This window comes from Ruegeria sp. 6PALISEP08 (assembly GCF_001238295.1).
Lineage (GTDB): Bacteria > Pseudomonadota > Alphaproteobacteria > Rhodobacterales > Rhodobacteraceae > Ruegeria.
Map to the genome: position 1 here is coordinate 16,969 of NZ_LGXZ01000013.1, position 18,958 is coordinate 35,926.

Here is an 18,958-nt window from a genome sequence, read left to right on the forward strand (position 1 = left end):
GGGTTCAGTTTTCCTTGGATTGTCCGATGTGCTTCACGCGGTAGCCCAGCGGAAAAAGTTGTAGGTCATAGCGGCTGCGGACGAGACCCCATATGCCTTTCGGTGCCCTGAGCATGACGACGATCGCAACCACGCCGAGAACGATCAGGTAAGTTGTACCGAGGTCGGCCAACGTTTCGCGCAAGGCAAAGAAGACCAGCGTGCCTATGATCGGACCTTCGATGGTGCCGATACCGCCGATCACCACGATGAAGATGACAAAGGCAGTCCAATCATTGACGCTGAATGCCGCGTCCGGCGAGATGCGCAGCTTTTGCAGAAAGATGAGCGCACCTATCATTGCCGTGAATGCCGACGTTACGACATAAACGATGAACTTTGTGCGCCAGATATCGATTCCCAAACTTCCGGCTGCCAGTTCGTTGTCGCGAATTGCCGTCAACGCCAACCCTTGCCGCGAGCGTAGGAAGAGATACACGGCTGTGACCACCAGCGCAGCGGCCCCAAGCGCCAGCCAATAACTCAACGCCTCTCGCATCGCACGACCGGACGCCAGTGATTTCACAATGGCAACGGGCAGCGAAGACCCTGATCCTCCTCCAAGCGCAGTGATTTGTGCGAAGCTCAATCGAAAGACTTCAGCGATGACCCAGGTACCTATCGCGAAATAAGCGCCGCGGAGCCGGAAGATCAGAACAGCGACAGGGATCGAGATCAAAGCCCCCAGCACTCCTGCAGCTGCAATGGCGGCCAATGGATGCAGCCCGCCCAACATCGTAAGCGCGAAGAGCATGTAACCGCCAAAGCCGACATAGGCCTGCTGGCCAACTGACACGAGACCGGCGTATCCCGCCATAAGGTTCCATAGCGTGGCAAGGGACAGGTAGAGAAACAGCTCTCCCATCAGGCGCATGTCGGCGCGACCCGCCCACCAAGGCGCAGCAATCAGAGCAAGCAGCGCAATGGCAGCGAGGATCGCAGCAACCCGGGCTGCTTTTGATGATCGAGATACAGAATAGTCCTGTAGGTTCATCCGGAGATCCTCGGGAAGAGACCGTTCGGGCGAACGGCAAGAATGACAAGAAATGCGATATGGCCAGCAAGTACCTGCCAACCCGGATCGATCTTGGCGCCGATGGTTTGAGCGACGCCAAGAATGACGCCACCAACCAGCGTGCCCCAAAGATTTCCGAGCCCACCAATTATCACGGCCTCAAAGCCAAAGATCAGGCGACCGCCGCCAATTGAAGGGTCAAAGCTTGTCCGAATACCAAGCAGGATACCGGCTATTGCCGTCACGCCCAGGGCCAGAGCCATGGCCAGGCCAAAGATGTGCCGGCGATTAAGGCCCATGAGCTGAGCGATGTCCTGATTGTCCGAAACGGCCCGGAACGCCCGCCCCAGAGCGGTATGATAGAAGGTCCATTGCAACCCCCAGATCACTGCGATGGCGATTCCGAAGGTTAGTAGCGGTAAGATTCCGAGTGCCACACCACCCACGGCAACGCTTGCTGTTTCCAGCGCACCGGCGTTCAATGTTTGGGGGTCTGCGGTGTAGACCTCTAGCAACCCGTTCTGAATGATCACGCTCAGCCCAAAGGTGACAAGCAAGGGCGGAAGAATATCGTCGCCCAGTGTCTGGTTCAGCAGACCGCGTTGAAGGGCATACCCGATCAACGCCATGGCGGGAACAACGATCACCACCGCGGCCATCGGGTGCATCCCCGTCGCGGTCGTGACGGTCAGCCCGAGATACGCGGCCAGCACAATCAAGTCGCCATGGGCAATATTGACCAGCCGCATAACTCCAAAGATCAAGGACAGCCCCGCCGCGAACAGAGCATAAAGCCCCCCCAGCAAAGTTCCCTGCACAATCGCGTTCAGCCATTCCATTTCATTCGATCCCGAAATACGCGCGCGAGATATCCTCGCGCGAAACGGTGTCAGACGCGCTTTCAAGCGAAACGCGGCCCTCTTGCAGGCAGTAGACCCGGCTCGAGACCGACAGTGCCTTGGTGATGTCTTGTTCGACGATGATCGCGCTCATGCCCTCGCCTATGATGCCGGGCAGCGCCTCGTAGATGTCTTTGATAATTATCGGCGCTAGTCCTAGGCTGATTTCATCAAAGAGGATCAGGTCGGGGTTCGCCATCAGTGCGCGCCCGATGGCAACCATCTGCTGTTGACCACCTGACAGCGACGTAGAGGCCTGATCTTTCCGCTCTTCAAGAATCGGAAACAGATCATAGACGGCTTGCATATCCCAAGGGCCTGTGCGGCCAACTTGGGCACCGATCATAAGGTTTTCTTTGACTGACAAGGAAGGGAACAGTTGCCGACCCTCTGGCACCATCGCCAGGCCAAGTTCCGCAACCTCGTCCGCGCGTAGACGGCTGATATCCTGACCCCGGTAGTGGATCTGCCCCGGTCCGTTCGTCATCAATCCGGTGATAGACCGCATCAGGGTCGTCTTGCCTGCACCGTTGGCACCAATAATTGCAAGAACTTCACCTTCGCCAACGTCCAGTTCGACGTCGTAGAGCGCTTGAAAGTCGCCGTAGTGGGAGTTCAGGCCGCGTGTCTGCAGAATTGGATCAGGCATCGGCTTCGATCCCCAGGTAGATTTCTTTGACTTCGGCGCTTTCCATGATTGCCTGTGGCTCGCCCTCGGCGATCTTCTTTCCGAAGTCGATAACGATCAGGCGGTCCACAACGGCCAGCAGGGCGTGCACGACATGTTCGATCCAGATGATGGTGACGCCGGACGCGTGGATGTCCTTGATGGTTTGAACCAGAGATTTGCACTCGGCTTCCGTCAGGCCACCGGCGATTTCGTCCAACAACAGCAATCTGGGCTTGGCACATAGCGCGCGCGTTAGTTCCAAACGTTTTCGTTCCAGCAATGTCAGGCTGCCTGCAAGTACGTTTGCCTTTGGCAGCAGTTCCGTTTGGTCCAGAATTTCCAGGCAAAATCGTTCAGCTTGGTGCCCATGCAGCCCAGCCGACTGTGTTGCAGCTATCATTGCGTTTTCGAAAACAGTCATTCCCGAAAACGGCTGCGGAACCTGAAACGAACGTGCAATCCCTGCATGGCTGCGTTTTGCCGCGCTCCACTTGGTGACGTTCTGCCCATCAAACTCGATACGTCCAGAGTTTGGTTTCAGCGTCCCTGTGATCAGGTTGAACATCGAGGTCTTGCCAGCGCCATTGGGGCCAATCACCCCCAGCGCCTCACCATGTTGGACCTGATAGCTTAGCGTATCGGCGACCGTGACTGCGCCAAATGCCTTGCTCAGATCTTGGAGTTTCAGGATCGTTGTCATGCTTTTCTCGGATGGAAGGTTCGGCGCCGTGATCGGCACCGAATGTCTGGTCAGCCCAGCAATTTCATGTCTGCCGTTATCGGAACTTCGGGCGCGGTGCTGTTTGCAACAATCTGCAATTCGTACGCGCCTCCGGACTTCTGCCATTGACCGCCAACCAGCGGTGTTTTGGTGACGTTATTCATCGGTCCATCACCCCAGTTCACCGGCCCGACGATTGTGTTCAGGTTCGTGGACGTGATCGCCGAAATGATCGAAGACGGGTCTTCCAGATCATCAGCTCTTTTGATGACATCAGCGACGACCTCGAACAGAGCATGTTTGAAACCAAGCGGTTGGGTCCACGGACGACCTGACTCTGCCGTATACCCTTCTGCCAGTTCCTTCGAAGTGGTGCCTGTCAGCGAAGACGAGAATGGATGGTGCGGAGACCACCAGACCTCGGTCGACAATCCATCGCCGCGGTCACCCAACGATTCAATAACGGACGGGAACAGCAGCGCCTTACCAATTGTGACGACCTTCGGGTTAAACCCTTGCTGGGCCGCCTGGCTCCAGAATGTCGCGAAATCCGGTGGGATCATGTTGCCGGTGACAATTTCACAACCAGCTGCTTTGAACGCTGCGATCTGGTTTGAGAAGTCGTCGGACAACGGCTGATAGCGGCCGGGATCGGTGAGTGTGTAACCGGCGGCTGCCAGCGGCTTGGGCAGACCCAGCTCCTGATCACCCCAAGCGTTGCCGTCCGCATCGTTGGGGAAAAGACCGCCCACATTCTTGGTCACGCCAGTCTTGTCCCACATATCGAGGAACGCTGCGATCACATCCTCAAGACCCCAGAAGAAATGATAAGTGTTTTCAAATCCCTCCCCTGGAACACCGTTGCGCCCAAAGAAGTATGGCTGCCAGGGGCAGTCGGTGGTGATGCAGGGAACTTCATTGATCTCGGCCTGATCAGCAACGGGGTTCACCGTGTCCGGCGTGGATGCCGCCACGATGATATCGACCTCATCCCCCAGGATCAGATCGGCGGCGACCTCTGCTGCGCGGTTCGGGTTGGACTGGCTGTCTTTTGAGATGATCTCGACATTCCAGGTCTTGCCGTTGTTGTCCAACCCCGCCGAAAAGACCTGCTGAATGGCTTGAAGCACATATTCATCAGCTTCGGCAAAACCCGCCAAAGGCCCAGTACGCGGGCTGACATTGCCAATCCGCAGTGTCGGGTTTGCGGCATAGGCGCGCGTCGCCCGAAGGATGGCCGGAGCGGCAAACGCCGCCGTGGCCCCAGCTATGAAACTGCGCCTTGTGGCCGTTTTGAAAGTCCTTGTCATTGCGTCCTCCCTTCACCGGCCTCCCGCCAGTGTTTGATTGATCTTACAAAGTCTTCTCGAGATTTTTCAGATGGTTCGCGACGCGCTGGCGAACTTGGTCTGCCTCGCCCTCAGCCCATTTCCTGAACCCCTCGCCGGATTTCATACCCAGCTTGCCCGCATCAACAAGCGACTTGAGATAGGATGAAGGTCCCTTCTGCGCCTCAAGATCGTGCAATACGTTTTCGTGGATATCGAGCGTCAGGTCAGTTCCAACAAGGTCAGCGTTCTCCAGCGGCCCGAGTACTGCTAGTCGGCGTCCAAAGCTGGATTTGATTACCGTATCGACTGCTTCCGCGTCGCAGATACCGTTTTCGACCAGACTGACAGCTTCGCGCCACAAGGCGTGCTGAAGACGATTGCCGATAAAGCCGGGCACATCCTTTTCGACCATCACCGGTGTTTTACCAGCGTCCTTCAACAGATCGATCATCGTCTGCGCTATCACTGGTTCTGTCCACTCGGTCTTGATGACTTCGACCAGTGGGATCATGTGCGGTGGGTTCCACCAATGCGTTCCGAGTGCCCGGTTTTTTAGCCGTAATCCAGACATGATCTGAGTGATCGGCATGACGGATGTATTGGACGCGAGAATGCAGGTCTCTGAGGCGTGCTTTTCGATCTCAGTAAAAATCGCACGCTTGAGATTCAGTTTTTCCGGCGCGGCTTCGAACACGGCGTCAGCATTTCGAACCGCACCTTCCGTTGTCGCAAAGATCTCAATCATCTTGAGGGTTTTAGTGATTGTAACCTCGTCATCCCCCATCGCCGCCATACTGGCGCGAATGCGCTCAGACACTGTATCCCGAGCTTCTCTTATGGGGTCCGTGATAGCGACGTACTGGCCTGCTCTTGCCAAAGTCAGGGCAATGCCATGACCCATCAGGCCCGCGCCAATCACTGCCATCTGCTGCTTCTTGCGCACCATCATTTAACCCGCCGTATATCCACCGTCGGCATGAAGGATATGCCCGGTGTAAAAATCAGATGCGCGTGACGCGAGGAATAACAGGGGGCCAGCAAGGTCTTCAGGCTCGCCCAACCGACCCTTCGGGACACGGGTAAGGAAACCATCGCGCACCGCTTTGGCCTGGTCGGTGTCTTCAAACATCCAAGCCGTCAGCGGCGAACGGAAGACCGTGGGTGCGATGGCGTTGACGGTTATTCCCGTCGGCCCCAGCTCACACCCCAAGGCCTTGGTGATCCCGTTTACTGCGGCCTTTGACGCGCAATACGCCGTGTAACCGGCCGGATGGCCAAGGATACTGCGAGCTGAACTGACAAAGATGATCTTGCCGTATTCGCTGGCTTTCATCTGTGCCGCTGCTGCGCGGGCCATCAACCAGCTTTGGTTTACATTGGCATCCATTACCGCGTCAAAAGTTTCGGGTGCCATTTCGTTGATCGGCGCAACCTTGTTCATACCGGACGCGACAACGAGAATGTCGAGCTTTCCAAAGTTGTTGACGGCTTCGTCTACCAAAGCATCACATGATGCTTCGTCAGCAGGACGGGTATTTACGGTGACGACGGTTGCACCAATCGCCTGGCATTCATTAGCAATCTCATCAAGCGCATCTTGATTGCCCGCAGCCAGAACCAGGTCGCAACCTGCCCCGGCCAGAACACGCGCAGCCACCATCCCGAAAGCGCCCGAGGCTCCTGTGATCAGCGCGACGTTTCCCTTAACGTCAAACATCTTGAGTGGATCAGACATTCTTATAGCCCTCAGCTTTCTGGCGGATACGGAATGACCACGAGCATTTTGCAGATGTGGTTTGCGCGGTTTTCAATTTTTCGCACTTCGCCCGTTGCGATCGTGCAGCTGTCCATGGGGCCAAGAGTAGTTTCGGCGCCGCCAACGATGACGGTCATCTCGCCTTCTAAAACCACGTAGACCTTCTCGAACGGCGTAGAGTCCGGCCCCGCCCCGCCCCCAGGCAGGAACTGGCTGAAGCCGATCCACTGATTTTTTGGCCCGCCCTCCTCGAACCCCTGCAATCGAAGCCCGTGACATCCAAAGTGGTTCGGTGCTTCGTAGGGCCGGGCATCTTGAAACCGCTTTAGATGCATGTTCGTCTCCGCTCAGGATTATGGAATTGGCGGTCGCCAGCGAACCAGCGACCGGTCCGCGAGTGTTTAGAATTCTTCGCCAGCCTCGATGCGGTAAGACTGGTTCTTGTCGATCATCGCGACCAGGCGGATGATGCAGCCATCACCACGGTCCCAGTTCCATGGGAAGAACGCGAAGGTGCACCGCTTGCCGGTAACCGCATCAAGATCGCCGCCGACATTTTCGATGCCGAGTATACCTCTTGAGAACAGCATGTTATGCACCGGCTCCCATTCGGGGAAATCAACCTCCCATGGGGTTCCGCCCGACCATTCAAGGTACTCTTTTTCAAGGTGCGGCAGGATCGGACCGTTACGTTGTGGACCAATGGCCGTAGCCAGCGGGTGATCATTTGCCTGAGTGTCGTGACCGACGACTTTCACGCCTTTTTCGATCATCCACTCAGCGGCTGAAGGAACAAGACCCGGGCAGTAGGCGAAGTAGTCACCATCTTCGTACTGCTTGTGCCAACCTGTGTTAATGATCAGAACATCGCCTTTTCGGATGGCGTGCCCGCAGGCCTTTTCCAGATCATCTCCTGTGATTTGCTCCCACTTCTTTTTGGGAACCGAGACGACCAATCCCGAACCGAAGAAATGCGGCAGCGGCACTTCGTCGATGAAGGGCGTTCCCTGAACCACGTGCGCTGGTGCATCGATATGCGTTGTCACGTGCATGGTCGTGGTAATCGTCTGCGACAAGACGCCCGACTTGGCCATGTAGTGTTTCCGGTCGATCTGAACGTCTTTGAAATAGGGCCAATTCGGACACTGAAACCCGTATCTGTGGCTAAGGTTGTAGAACTCCAACCCCATGTCATTTTCGGTGTTGCCCTGGAACTCGATGCCGCGGATTTCAACCATTGGGCATATCTCCTCTGTTCGCCGACGAAGCGGCGTTGGTCGATTTGGATTGTTTGGGTGGCCTCCCCACCTGTCCCGTATCATGATGCATACGCACCACAATGCGGTCAACAAGAAACTCACATTACGGTTGACTTGCACCGCATTGCGATACATTGTGCTTGAATACTCAATACCGGCATGCGGTGGCAGGAAGAAGTGTGAGGACAGATTAAGTGTCTGATAAAAATGAAAAAGGTGGAATTCAGGTTATTTCACGAGCGGCTTCGATTCTGCGTGTTCTGAAGGAAAGCCAATCTGGAATGAGCTTGGGGAAAATCGCCGACCGCGTTGATCTGCCCCGCTCTACGGTACAGAGAATCACAAGCGCCCTTGCAGAAGAAAAATTGGTTATTGCCGACGCGAATGGAAGCGGATTGCGGCTAGGCCCTGAACTGAGCGTCCTCGCAGGCGCAGCCAACTACAATATTGTAGAACACTGCCGGCTTCTATTAACGGAACTGACCCAGAAGACCGGAGAAACAACAGACCTCGCAGTCATGCGTGGCATCGGTATGGTTTTTCTAGATCAGGTTCCCGGCGTGTACCGTTTGACAACCGTCTCGCAAGTGGGGGAAGTTTTTCCGTTGACCACCACGGCGAATGGAAAAGCGTGTCTTGCCCAACTCAGTAAAGAGGATGCGATCAAGCTAATTCGAAACGAATGGAACAGGAATGGTATCCAGAGGAACTTAGATGAGTTCTTGTCCGAGCTGGCTGTTATCCGAGAACAGGGTCTAGCTTATGATTTGGACGAACATTCCGCCGGCGTGTCGGCAATAGGTTTTTCCTTCGTCGATTGGGTTGGAGATTTGCACGCAATCTCCATTCCGGTTCCAACGACCCGGTTTTCAAGACAAAAAGCAACAATTGAACAAGCGCTGCGTGAGACAGCCGCCAATATCCATCAAACTTTTCAGTGACCTAAAAAGCGAGATCTGGGTTCAACGAAGCCGTGCACCCCAGCTGGCTTAAACGTTCACGATGATCGGAATAGCCTCGGGAGTAGTATTTCTTAGTGAGATGAAGCACAGACTCCAAGACCTCAAACGGTCGCCAAGGCTGCCAGCCAGTTAGCCCATTCCCAAGCCGTAAACACAAGAGCTGTATTAAGGCACCTTGGACAGTGTCGCCAAAAATGCGACTAAGTCTGCAATCTCGCGCTCAGACAAATTCAACGCCGAGAGAATGGCTTCACCGTCGGCGTGCAACCTTTCTGCATCAATTTTGCTGTAGTGCCTGATCACCGCATCCAAGTCGATCAGGCTGCCGTCATGCATGTAAGGCGCGGTTTCGGCCACGCCCCGCAGGCTCGGCGTACGAAAAGTCCCAAAATCGGAGTGGCTCCTGCGTACACTGCGAACCGCCCATGCACCTTTCTTATCCGGATCATCGCTCCAGTCGCCGTCTAATGTGTACGCGCTCGAAAGTAAGAAGTTCAATCCACCGAACCGCCCTTCGTCGACTTCGGTTTCGTTCAGAAAATATGGAACGCCAGCATCGTGGAATTCATTGTTAGAAAACCTCGGACCGTTGTGGCAAAGCACACAATTTCCGCGTCCCAAAAAGAGCTGAAGACCTCGCTGGGCAGCTGCGGGATAGTTCGCAGCCGCCGCTAAATCTCGGCGTTCCAATGCATCCCTGAAATCGTCAAATTGTGTCCGCTCGGTCCCCAACGTTTCCAGGTAAGCCGATATAGTTTTGGCAGTATTCACCAACACCAATTCTGGTTCTTGAACCTGGATACTGCCAAAAATAGTTTCATAATCACTGACATATGAACTCTCAGAAATGGCCGTTTTTAGGCTTTCTTTACTATGCGCCAACTCCTGTTCTTCGATGATCGGATGCAAGCTGGCTGCCCAAAGGTTGTCGCTCTTGCCGCCCCATCCGTACCAGCGGAGACCGGCAAGGTTTCGAAGTGACGGTGTGTTTCGATCTAACAGGACGCGGCCAAGCGCCTGCGCCTCGGAAGTCGCAAATGCCTGTTCAGGATCATGACAACTCGCGCAAGAAAATGCGCCGTCGACTGACAATACCGGATCGTTGAACAAGGCCGCGCCGAGCGTAATCGCTCTTGAATCACGTGAAACCCTGTTGCTTGGATCCGATTGAACAATCGGAGGCCACGGCCCGAAGGACAGCGTTTTTTGAATTTCGTCTTCAGATAAAAGGACTTCGGCGCGCACCGCACCCGTCAGGACTATTGACGCAGCTGTCACCCACAGCTTCATTTTAGCGCAATTTCAGACGTATAGGACACCGATCGCCCGTTGAAATCGACGTTCACCTGCAGCTCCCACAAGCCCGGCATGTGGAAAAGCATATCATCCACACGGAACAGTCTGTCGCTTATTGCAGTGACCTTTGGAGCGTAGTTCAACCCGTGTTGGTGAGCGGGCATGATCGCGTCGACACGCACCTCACTGACGGCAGTTTCACCGCAAATTGTAACCAAAATGGAAAACGGTTGGGCTAAGGGAATTGCAGCGGCAGCCACATGCACCGCGGGTGCGTTTTGTGTTTCCGATCCCATGCGTTGTCCCTCTGCTTCACAAGCAACAGCCGCGCCAGATGATGCAAAAAACACTAAAACCCAGCGGATCATTCTGACGCCAGTAGACGCTCTGCGTTGGCAAAAGCGATGTTGTCAGCGATCTGATCCGGAAGCAAATCCAGCCATTCACGCGAAAAGTCCGCATGAGGGCCTACGTAGTACCAACGCTCCGGTGCAAACGTATCTGTACCAACCATGAAACGATCGGGGTGCGCTTCGAACGCTGCCTTCCAATCTGGGTCGACGCGGCTTCGCGAAACCATATCCGAACGAAACGCCAGATCGGCCCATAGCCTGGGGTAGGCGTCTAAGGCATCGACCACACTGGCTGGGTCGTCAAAGCCAGAATGGGCCCACAATACCCGTGCCTCTGGCCAGGTTTCGAAGATCAAATCAACTGCCTCGCGATCGCCGTGGTGGTGAAGAATTAGGTTCTGTTCTTTTGCCATCGCAATCATGCGCTGGACAACTGGCGTTTTGATATCGTCCCCATAGGCATGAAATTCGCCGATGGCTTCGTAGTCGTTCTTGGCCAGGTTTGCTTCCAGATAGTCGATGACCGTTTCATCGTGCATCCAGGTGTTGATTTCACCGCGACGACGATAAGGGCGAAGCGCTGGAACAACGATGTCCGGCGCTGCGGCCAACAGCAGTTGCGTACCATTGTCGTCCGAACTGGAAACGAGCGCTTTCCGAACGCCCGCGTCCCGGAGAATTTTGGCCACTTGTTCGGGTGGCACCAGTTTTACGGCATCATGGCTGTAGTGGATATGTGCATCGAAGATCGGTCGCTCTTCTGCGAATGCCGTACCGCAGAACAGCGCTGCACCTAAAAGGAAAGTGTGTTTCAGCACCTTAAGCATCCTCAGCAGAATTCAGACTCTGGCAAGCTTCACATCGAAGTTCACGTACAAGAAAGGTTCGGTGATCTTACCAGAAAGTTCCATGTTATCGGGAAATTCTGAAGCTGGTCGTTCAACATACGTCATCACCAGGTCATCCCGAACGCCAAACACTGTATCCTGATCCAGGTATGGATCGTCGTCCGGAAAGATCTCGGTCACCAAAGATCTATGGCCGGGTGCCTTGACGATATAATGCAGGTGCGACGGTCGCCAGGGATGACGACCGCAGGCGCGCAGGATGCCCCCAACAGGTCCATCTGACGGCACCGTATACTCGACTGGTTTGACGGTTGTGAAGGCGTATTTACCATCCTCCCCGGTGGTCATCAGACCATGAAAAGAATAGGTGTCCTGTTCTTCATCCTGACTCGCGTACATTCCGTTTGGCGCAGTTTGCCAGATGTCGAGTTCAGCGCCAGCAATCGGATTACCCTCGGTATCCCGGATAACGCCTTCTGCAAGCAGAACCGGCCCTCCGTAATGGCGCTTCATATCGCCGCCAATTGGCAGTGGGGGGGCGCCAGAGACGTGAAAAGGCCCAAGAACAGATGAGCTTGTTGCGTCCGGACTTGAATGCAGCATGTCCACCAGCGATGACAGGCCCAATACGTCCGAGGCCAGCACGAATTCATGCCTGTCCTCGGTTTCCACAGCAGCACAACCTTCTAAGAATGCAATTCCCGTGCGCCATTCGTCATGCGTCAGGTTGGTTTCTCGGGCGAAATCGTGGAGATGCCTGACCAGAGACCCCATGATTTCACGCATCCGCGGATCGGTGTCCTTCGACAGGTACCCCATGAACACGTCGGTGATGTTGTCTTTGGTGACAGAGCGCATCTTGGCCTCCTTAAATCAGGGCAAGGCTGAGGATCGGGAACTGGATCAGAATGAACAGAACGATTAGCATCACAAAGGCGAAGGGCAGCGCGCCCATAAACACGTCCTTCAACGAGATGCGGTCGTCGTTGATCGTCGATTTGATAACAAAGCATGATATGCCTAAAGGCGGAGTCAAAAGCCCGATTTCGGCTCCGACCACGGTGATGATCCCAAACCAGATCAGCGACATATCCAGCGCTTCGGCCATAGGCAGGAACAACGGGACAACGATCAGAATGATCGATGCCGTGTCGAGCAATGTTCCGAGAAACAGCATCAACAGCACATAGAGCAGCATGATTGACCAGAAGGATGCGGAATTCCCTGCAAGCATATCCTGCAATTGGTTAGGCAACCCGGCCAGTCCCAACATGCGGCTGTAGATTGACGCCGCTGTGATCAGGAACAGGATAGCCGCTGTGATATGACCGGTTTCCAGCAACGCGTCCCAGAACGCTTTTGGGGACATGGACCTGCGTAGGACAGCGATGATCAAAGCGACAAATGCCCCGGCTGCTCCTGCCTCGACCGCAGTAAGCCAGCCGGTGTAGATCCCGCCAAGAACGATAGTGATGATGCACAGAGTTGGTAGCGTTTTGGACGCAATCTCGCGCCCGGACATCCATTCGGTATCTGCCACGATGCGGCCACCGACGAACGCCGGTGTGAATCGGCCCATGGCCCAGATCGCGCCAACATAGGCGACCGCCAACATGATCCCGGGAATGACCCCGGCAAGGAACATGTCTCCTACGGATTGTTCGGCGACAAAGGAATAGATGATCAGCATCGCGGAAGGCGGGATAATCATGCCTAGCACTGATGACCCGGCCACCACGCCAACAGCAAAGCGTGGGTTATAATCCTGCGCCATCATCTGCGGCACCGAGACTTTGGTGAACACCGATGCTGACGCAATTGATGATCCGGTAACTGCGGCAAAGACGGCGTTGGCCCCGACCGTGGCCATTCCAATCCCGCCTTTGACCTTGCGAAACCGCATGGTCATGACTTCGTAGATGTCCTTGCCTAACCCGGCCTTTGAAACGATGAGGCCCATAAACGTAAACAGCGGGATAGTCGCGAAACTGTACTCCATCGCACTATCGCCGACCGCCACTTTCAGCAGGTTGAGCGCAAGGGTGAAATTGTCCCGCATCAGCCAGATCGACACAAACGAGACGACACCCAGAGCAATGGGAATGTAGACGCCTGCGTAGATCAAAAAGACGATGGCAACGACCGAGATCAGGCCAATCTCAATCGGCGTCATTCTGAGGCCTCGTCATGTTCAGGGGTGCGAATAAGTTGCGGGCGGTCCTGCGCCGTGACGACCTTGAGCAGGAAGATCACGCAGGCAAGCGCAGTACCGCACGCGATGACCAGTTTGACCGGCCACCAGGGCAATGTGAAAAGACCGGGCACTCCGAAGTAGTCCTGCGTCTCCCACATGTGCAGGAATTCGGGAAAGGTCACATAAGCAATCAGGGCCATGAAGATCGCTGAAATCGCGTTGATGATACGCCTCAGGTTGGCCGTCAAGCCGGGGCGTCGGTGGTGCAGCAGGTTCAGAAACCCGTCCGAGCGTGTCAGCCGGTCCACCCTGACCACGTCTGCCAACTGCAGAAAGACGATCATCACGACCGAGAACTGCACCATCTCATAAGTGCCTCGCAGTGGGGCCGAAAACAGGCCACGTGCAATGACGTCGACATTCAGAACAACCACCAACGCAAGAACGACCAGCGTACCCAAAGCATTGGCGGCGATAGCGAGTGAATTGGCGACCCGCGACAGGCCAGCAACTGCGGTCTTCAGCATGAAAGGCCCCTTTCCCGGATCGCCGGACGGTTATTCGGCCGTCCAGTCACGTACTCCGGTGAAACCGGCGTCCTGAAGCTTGCCAAGATAGGCGGCCAAAATCGCGTCGCCTTGTTCGCCGTTCTCATTCAGCGTGGCCGCCCATTCCTGAGCAACATTCGGCATGGCGTTTGCCCAGGCGGCGCGGTCTTCGTCCGAAACTTCGACAATCGTCCCACCGGCTTCGGTATATGCTTCTCTTGAGGCCGCTGCGCGGTCCATAGCGATACCAGCCACGTGATCCCGGTAGTCGATGGCGACGGCCTTCAGAACGTCTTTGACTTCATCTGGCAACTTTGCCCAATAGTCAGAATTCACAGTGATCGTCTTGGAGTTCACGGCACCCAAGTCAGCTTTGAGCATGTAAGGAGCCACTTCGGCGATTTTGAAGGTCTTGGCGGCTTCGGGCCAGAGCATCGCACAATCAACCAGACCAGTTTGGACCATATTGTAAAAGTCCGTCAGCCCACCACGAACGCCAGCCGCGTCTTTGATACCCTCAAGATAACGCAGGTTGAGTCCTGCACCAGCAATCTTGCGCCCTTCCAGGTCCGAGACTGCAGCAACCGGTTTCGAGCAAAAGATCTGATAGGTATCCAGAACAACACCCGTTGCCAGATAGACCTGGTTCTGCGCGGCAAACTCATTTTGCATCGCCGGATATTCTCGTGCGATTTCGTCCACGGCCTTGGCCACGGCGCGCGCGTCCGTTGCAACGAATGGCGTCGAACCCGAAATACCCTGGCTGGGCAACTTCGAGGAATGGAAGATCGTTGTGACGATGCCTATGTCGCCAAGGCCCAGCTGGATCCCTTCCAGAACGCCTTTCGGCTTTACGATTGAACCGCCATAATTCTCTTGCCAGTTCATCTTATAGCTGCCGGACTCGGCCAGCCGTTTGTCCACTTCCGGAATGAAGAAATTGGTGAATTCTTTCACCCACAACGCGCGGTCGGGGTAGCCGTCTATTACAACTGCGGAAATGGTCTCTTCTGCGGCAAGAGGCAAGGCCATGACGCCTGTCAGAGCAGCTCCTATAAGGCTGCGTTTGGTCCAGTTTTTCATTATCTCTCCTCCCAGAAAGTCGGGTCTTTTATTTTTAGTGGTTAGTTTTGACCCAGTTGACGGTCAGGTCAGTGCCTGCCGCTTCAAACAGTTTTGCAATGGCGCAATATTTGGCTGTTTCTTCGCCCACGCGTGTCAACTCCTCCTGACTGGCGGGCGTCTCGCAATTTACGGTGAGCTCAATTTCGGGAAACGGAACATCGATCTCCTCCTCCATCAAGACACCGCGCCGATCCAGCCTGCATTTCGCGTCGATTGTCACCGCACCAAGATCAATACCCAACCGGTGCGCGTTCTTGTGCCCGATGACGTTGGTACAGGCGATCAGGGCCGCCATTGCGGTTTCGGTCGGAGACGGGCCTAGATTTGTTCCGCCCCGTTCGACGGGTTCGTCGACAACCACATCCAGATCGCGAATTGGGATCTCAGTGCGCGCATGTGTCGGGCATTGAGCTGTCGTGCGGTAAGTCACGACAGGTTTCACTTTCATGGCCACGGCATCACCTCCTTATGCATAAGAGCAAACTTTTTCGAACGGAAAGCGCGGCAGCTTTTGGAACAGTCCAGTTTCGTCCGCGTAGCCCAGATTGCAAAGAAAGTTGGACTTGAGTGTCGTACCCGCAAAGAACTCTTCGTCGACGATCTTGTTCGAGAAGCCTGACATGGCACCGACGTCCAACCCGACGGCCCGCGCCGCGATCATGAAGTACGCGCCCTGCAGCGTGCCGTTTCGATATGCAGTGTCGGCCACATAGTCGGGGTTGTTCTCGAACAGAGGTCGGCGATCTTCATGCGGGAAAAGGAAGGGCAGTTCCTTCCAGAAGTCCAAGTCATAGGCAATGATCGCCGTGACCGGAGCGTCCATCATCTTTGGCACGTTCTTTGGCTTTAACGACTTAGCAAGCCGCTCTTTGCCCTCGGCGCTTTTCACGAAAATAAAGCGCGCTGGAAGGGTGTTCATGCTGGTCGCGCCGTTGATCGTGATGTCATAGATTTCTTCAAGCAGTTCGTCAGGGACTGGCTGATCGGTCCATGCGTAGTGCGATCTGGAGTCGCGCAGGATCAAGGCGATTGCGTCATCCGACAGGCGTGGAATGCGCTCGCGCAGATCGCGATGATCTTGCTGCGCCTTGGCACGAAGTGCCTCCAGCTTTGCCCCGGTTGGTGCGCTCATGCTGCTGCCACCTTTGAGTTGGCCTCTTTTTCGTCGATGATCGGGCTGGCGCAGATACCGATGCCTTCAATCTCGATCTCGACGGTTTCGCCGGGCTTCAACCAACGGGGATTGGGCTTCTTGGCGTGGCCGACCCCCGGGGGTGTGCCCAGCGCAATCAGGTCTCCGGGCTCCAAAGTGGTGTACTCGGAAATCGTCGCAATGACCTGACGAACGCCCCAAATCATGTTGGCCGTGTTCGAGCTTTGAAGAATTTCATCGCCCACACGGCTTTCGATCTTCAGACCAGATGCCCCTTCGGGCAATTCGTCCGGCGTTACGGTGAAAGGGCCGATGGCGCCTGTGTCATCAAAGTTTTTGCCAGGCGTCCATTGAACGGTTTTGCGCTGATAGTCCCGTAGTGATCCATCGTTGAACACCGTGTAGCCAAAGACATAATCCAACGCGTCTTCTTCCGAGATGTGGCGACCTCGTTTTCCGACAATCAGCATAAGCTCGGCTTCATAGTCCAGTTTCTCAGAACAGGCAGGCCGCACCATTGGCTGTCCTGCCGCCATGATCGAGTTTTTCCCACGCATGAACAGCGTCGGATACTCGGGGATGTCATATCCGCCTTCCTTGATGTGGTCCGTATAGTTCAACCCCATGCAAATGATTGTGCCGGGCGCGGCCACGGGCAAGGCCGGTGTGATAGACGAAAGAGGCACGCTGTCTGCAGCGGCGATTTTGCCAGCCAGCGAGTCGACCAACTCAGGCTTGGCTATCAAACCCATCAGATCGGAACCAACGGCAGGATCCAAAACCGTTAAATTCACAGCGTTTTCACCGTTCACAGCGAAAACCGCAGTGCCTTCCGAAGTCTCTCCCACCAGGTATTTCATTTTCACCATCCATGTCAGTTCGCTTGATTTTTGCCGACTATTTTGCCATATGTCAAATAATATCGATATTTTTGGAGCATGGCCATGGTTGCTTGGGCAGACTACAAATCAGAAGCGAAAAGCCGTGGCGCACTTGCCTTGGAACTATACGTTGCTCACAGCACGCCGGCCAAAGCACCGGAAGATGTTAAGGCAGCGCTTCAGGATCATTTGGCGTATCAGGCGCAACTGGAACGATCGGGAAAGTTGGCCTTTGCCGGGCCAATGTCGGATGAGACTGGTAAACATATGCAGGGGATGGGCCTGATCATCTATCGCGCCGACAGCCTTGAGGCTGCCCGCAAGCTGGCCGAGAACGACCCCATGCACAAGTGCGGGGCGCGCAGCTTTGTCCTTCGCCGTTGGATGATAAACGAAGGTTCGCTGAACCTTTCAGTTGGCCTATCGACTGGAACGAGTGCTCTCAGTTAAGAGCACCCATAGTTTGCGAATTCTAAGAGGAACGGTCGGATATGGACGCCATGCTGGATACCGAGGGCAAAGAGACATCAGCCACTCACGGTGCATATCGAAGGCTGCGCGATATGATCCTGACAGGCGAATTGCCTCCCGGACAAAAACTCAAGATTGAACAGCTCCGCGGGCTTTTGGACACTGGCGCCAGTCCGGTTCGCGAAGCGCTGAGTCTGTTGACATCAGACATGTTGGTTGAACGGATTGACCAACGCGGGTTTAGAGCTGCGCCGGTCAGCAAGTGTAACTTCGAGGAAATCCTGCTGCTGCGATGCAACCTTGAGGAAACCGCATTGCGCGCCTCCATCGCCAATGCGGATGCCACATGGGAGGATAGACTTGTATTGCGTCACCACCACATGAAAAAGGCCAGCCATAATGGGGCGCACAACTTTGAAGATGCTCACAAAGCGTTTCATATGGCTTTGCTGGACAACTCGAAACTGCCGTTGCTATTACGGTATTGTTCGCAGCTTTACGACCTGAACATTCGCTACCGCTATCTGGCGGCCGGCGGCTCGAGTTACAAAAAACGGGATATCACCGCCGAGCATCAGCAGATTCTGGACGCTGCCTTAGATCACGACGCAGACAGCGCAACCCGGCACTTGATCGATCACTATCGTCGAACAGGTGAGTACCTGAGTAGCCAGATGGAGACATGAAATGCAGCGCGATTGCTGATAGGAAGACCTTCAGGCATCTGTCATATCGGGTTGCGACACGCCGCCAGTCCTTGAGTCTGCCAAACATGATCTCGATCCGGTTGCGTCGTTTGTAGCGACGCTTGTCGTACTTCACCGGCTTCTTCCGTTGTTTCCGACCTGGGATGCAAGCGCGTATACCTTTGTCTTTCAACGCTTCTCTGAACCAATCGGCGTCACAGCCGCGGTCGCCGAGTAGCCAATCGACATCCGGCAAGCTGCTCAGCAACGCCCGTGCCCCGATATAACCGCTGACCTGACCGGCGGTCATAAACAGGTTGAGCGGTCGGCCCTGGCTGTCGCAGATGGCATGAAGCTTCGTGTTCATACCGCCCTTCGTGCGACCAATCAGGCGTCCACGCCCCCCTTTTTGACGCCCAAACTGGTCGCTGTTCGATGTGCCTTCAAATAGGTAGCGTCGATCATGACCGTTTTCTGCTCACCGTGTTCGGCGGCCAAACAGGCCATCATCCGGGCGAAGATCCCCTTATCGCTCCAGCGTTTCCAACGGTTGTATAGCGTCTTGTGTGGGCCATATTCAGCGGGTGCATCGCGCCACCGCAAGCCATTGCGATTGATGAGAATGATCCCACTTAATACGCGCCTGTCATCGACGCGCGGCTTACCGTGGGACTTGGGAAAGAAAGGTTCCAGACGCGCCATCTGGGCGTCACTTATTCAAAAAAGATCAGACATGTTCACTGCTCGGTTT

22 protein-coding genes and 1 pseudogene are annotated in these 18,958 nt (G+C 55.1%); 3 read left to right on the plus strand and 20 right to left on the minus strand.

The features are described 5' to 3' along the window. Window positions 1-4 precede the first annotated feature (4 nt). The 9 genes from ALB80_RS17285 to ALB80_RS17325 form a co-directional block, all read right to left on the minus strand. Complete coding sequence (locus ALB80_RS17285; RefSeq protein WP_050605352.1) at window positions 5-1,033, minus strand: branched-chain amino acid ABC transporter permease; 1,029 nt, start codon at window positions 1,031-1,033, stop codon at window positions 5-7. Then, the gene (locus ALB80_RS17290) at window positions 1,030-1,893 is read right to left on the minus strand and encodes a branched-chain amino acid ABC transporter permease (protein ID WP_050605353.1); all 864 of its coding nucleotides are present in this window, start codon (window positions 1,891-1,893) and stop codon (window positions 1,030-1,032) included. The genes ALB80_RS17285 and ALB80_RS17290 overlap by 4 nt, the downstream gene beginning before the upstream one ends. Before the next feature lies 1 nt (window position 1,894). Next, complete coding sequence (locus ALB80_RS17295; protein ID WP_050605354.1) at window positions 1,895-2,602, minus strand: ABC transporter ATP-binding protein; 708 nt, start codon at window positions 2,600-2,602, stop codon at window positions 1,895-1,897. Continuing rightward, on the minus strand, window positions 2,595-3,323 hold the full coding sequence (locus ALB80_RS17300; RefSeq protein WP_050605433.1) for an ABC transporter ATP-binding protein: 729 nt from the start codon (window positions 3,321-3,323) through the stop codon (window positions 2,595-2,597). The genes ALB80_RS17295 and ALB80_RS17300 overlap by 8 nt, the downstream gene beginning before the upstream one ends. 50 nt (window positions 3,324-3,373) lie before the next feature. Then, window positions 3,374-4,654 (minus strand): ABC transporter substrate-binding protein, encoded by a 1,281-nt coding sequence (locus tag ALB80_RS17305; protein WP_050605355.1) that lies wholly within the window; start codon window positions 4,652-4,654, stop codon window positions 3,374-3,376. A gap of 43 nt (window positions 4,655-4,697) precedes the next feature. Then, window positions 4,698-5,624 (minus strand): 3-hydroxyacyl-CoA dehydrogenase family protein, encoded by a 927-nt coding sequence (locus tag ALB80_RS17310; RefSeq protein ID WP_216597688.1) that lies wholly within the window; start codon window positions 5,622-5,624, stop codon window positions 4,698-4,700. Then, entirely contained in the window at window positions 5,625-6,410 is a 786-nt protein-coding gene (locus ALB80_RS17315; RefSeq protein ID WP_050605356.1) for an SDR family NAD(P)-dependent oxidoreductase, read from the minus strand. Between the two features lie 11 nt (window positions 6,411-6,421). After that, a complete protein-coding gene (locus tag ALB80_RS17320) occupies window positions 6,422-6,766 on the minus strand; it encodes a cupin domain-containing protein (protein WP_050605357.1) in 345 nt (114 codons plus the stop codon). A 66-nt stretch (window positions 6,767-6,832) separates the two neighbouring features. Then, entirely contained in the window at window positions 6,833-7,669 is an 837-nt protein-coding gene (locus ALB80_RS17325; RefSeq protein WP_050605358.1) for a cyclase family protein, read from the minus strand. Window positions 7,670-7,884: 215 nt separating this feature from the next. Between ALB80_RS17325 and ALB80_RS17330 the strand changes: the two genes are divergently transcribed. Further along, complete coding sequence (locus ALB80_RS17330) at window positions 7,885-8,631, plus strand: IclR family transcriptional regulator (protein WP_050605359.1); 747 nt, start codon at window positions 7,885-7,887, stop codon at window positions 8,629-8,631. Window positions 8,632-8,817: 186 nt separating this feature from the next. Here the strand turns inward: ALB80_RS17330 and ALB80_RS17335 are convergent, their stop codons facing one another. Genes ALB80_RS17335 through ALB80_RS17380 form a run of 10 tightly spaced genes read right to left on the minus strand, consistent with a single transcriptional unit; the run spans window position 8,818 to window position 17,029 of the window. After that, a complete protein-coding gene (locus ALB80_RS17335; protein ID WP_050605360.1) occupies window positions 8,818-9,942 on the minus strand; it encodes a cytochrome-c peroxidase in 1,125 nt (374 codons plus the stop codon). Beyond that, window positions 9,939-10,316 (minus strand): hypothetical protein, encoded by a 378-nt coding sequence (locus ALB80_RS17340; protein ID WP_050605361.1) that lies wholly within the window; start codon window positions 10,314-10,316, stop codon window positions 9,939-9,941. The genes ALB80_RS17335 and ALB80_RS17340 overlap by 4 nt, the downstream gene beginning before the upstream one ends. Beyond that, entirely contained in the window at window positions 10,313-11,119 is an 807-nt protein-coding gene (locus tag ALB80_RS17345; RefSeq protein ID WP_050605435.1) for an amidohydrolase, read from the minus strand. Before ALB80_RS17345 ends, ALB80_RS17340 begins: the two co-directional genes overlap by 4 nt. A gap of 21 nt (window positions 11,120-11,140) precedes the next feature. Then, window positions 11,141-12,007, minus strand: a complete 867-nt coding sequence (locus tag ALB80_RS17350) for a dioxygenase (RefSeq protein WP_050605362.1) — start codon at window positions 12,005-12,007, stop codon at window positions 11,141-11,143. A 10-nt stretch (window positions 12,008-12,017) separates the two neighbouring features. Next, window positions 12,018-13,322 carry a TRAP transporter large permease gene (locus ALB80_RS17355; RefSeq protein WP_050605363.1) on the minus strand — a complete coding sequence of 435 codons (1,305 nt, stop codon included), beginning with the start codon at window positions 13,320-13,322 and terminating at the stop codon, window positions 12,018-12,020. Continuing rightward, a complete protein-coding gene (locus ALB80_RS17360; protein WP_050605364.1) occupies window positions 13,319-13,870 on the minus strand; it encodes a TRAP transporter small permease subunit in 552 nt (183 codons plus the stop codon). Before ALB80_RS17360 ends, ALB80_RS17355 begins: the two co-directional genes overlap by 4 nt. A gap of 30 nt (window positions 13,871-13,900) precedes the next feature. Next, on the minus strand, window positions 13,901-14,974 hold the full coding sequence (locus ALB80_RS17365; protein ID WP_050605365.1) for a C4-dicarboxylate TRAP transporter substrate-binding protein: 1,074 nt from the start codon (window positions 14,972-14,974) through the stop codon (window positions 13,901-13,903). A gap of 34 nt (window positions 14,975-15,008) precedes the next feature. Further along, window positions 15,009-15,464, minus strand: a complete 456-nt coding sequence (locus tag ALB80_RS17370) for an OsmC family protein (RefSeq protein ID WP_050605366.1) — start codon at window positions 15,462-15,464, stop codon at window positions 15,009-15,011. Between the two features lie 18 nt (window positions 15,465-15,482). After that, the gene (locus tag ALB80_RS17375) at window positions 15,483-16,148 is read right to left on the minus strand and encodes a malonic semialdehyde reductase (protein ID WP_083445344.1); all 666 of its coding nucleotides are present in this window, start codon (window positions 16,146-16,148) and stop codon (window positions 15,483-15,485) included. Further along, window positions 16,145-17,029, minus strand: a complete 885-nt coding sequence (locus ALB80_RS17380; RefSeq protein WP_050605437.1) for a fumarylacetoacetate hydrolase family protein — start codon at window positions 17,027-17,029, stop codon at window positions 16,145-16,147. The genes ALB80_RS17375 and ALB80_RS17380 overlap by 4 nt, the downstream gene beginning before the upstream one ends. Window positions 17,030-17,113: 84 nt before the next feature. Here ALB80_RS17380 and ALB80_RS17385 point away from each other — a divergent pair, with 84 nt between their 5' ends. Beyond that, a complete protein-coding gene (locus ALB80_RS17385) occupies window positions 17,114-17,500 on the plus strand; it encodes a YciI family protein (RefSeq protein ID WP_050605438.1) in 387 nt (128 codons plus the stop codon). A 41-nt stretch (window positions 17,501-17,541) separates the two neighbouring features. Beyond that, window positions 17,542-18,207 carry a GntR family transcriptional regulator gene (locus ALB80_RS17390; RefSeq protein WP_050605367.1) on the plus strand — a complete coding sequence of 222 codons (666 nt, stop codon included), beginning with the start codon at window positions 17,542-17,544 and terminating at the stop codon, window positions 18,205-18,207. A 4-nt stretch (window positions 18,208-18,211) separates the two neighbouring features. Here the strand turns inward: ALB80_RS17390 and ALB80_RS21930 are convergent. Beyond that, a pseudogene (locus ALB80_RS21930) lies at window positions 18,212-18,909 on the minus strand (IS5 family transposase); the annotation flags it as partial. Window positions 18,910-18,958: the final 49 nt, after the last annotated feature.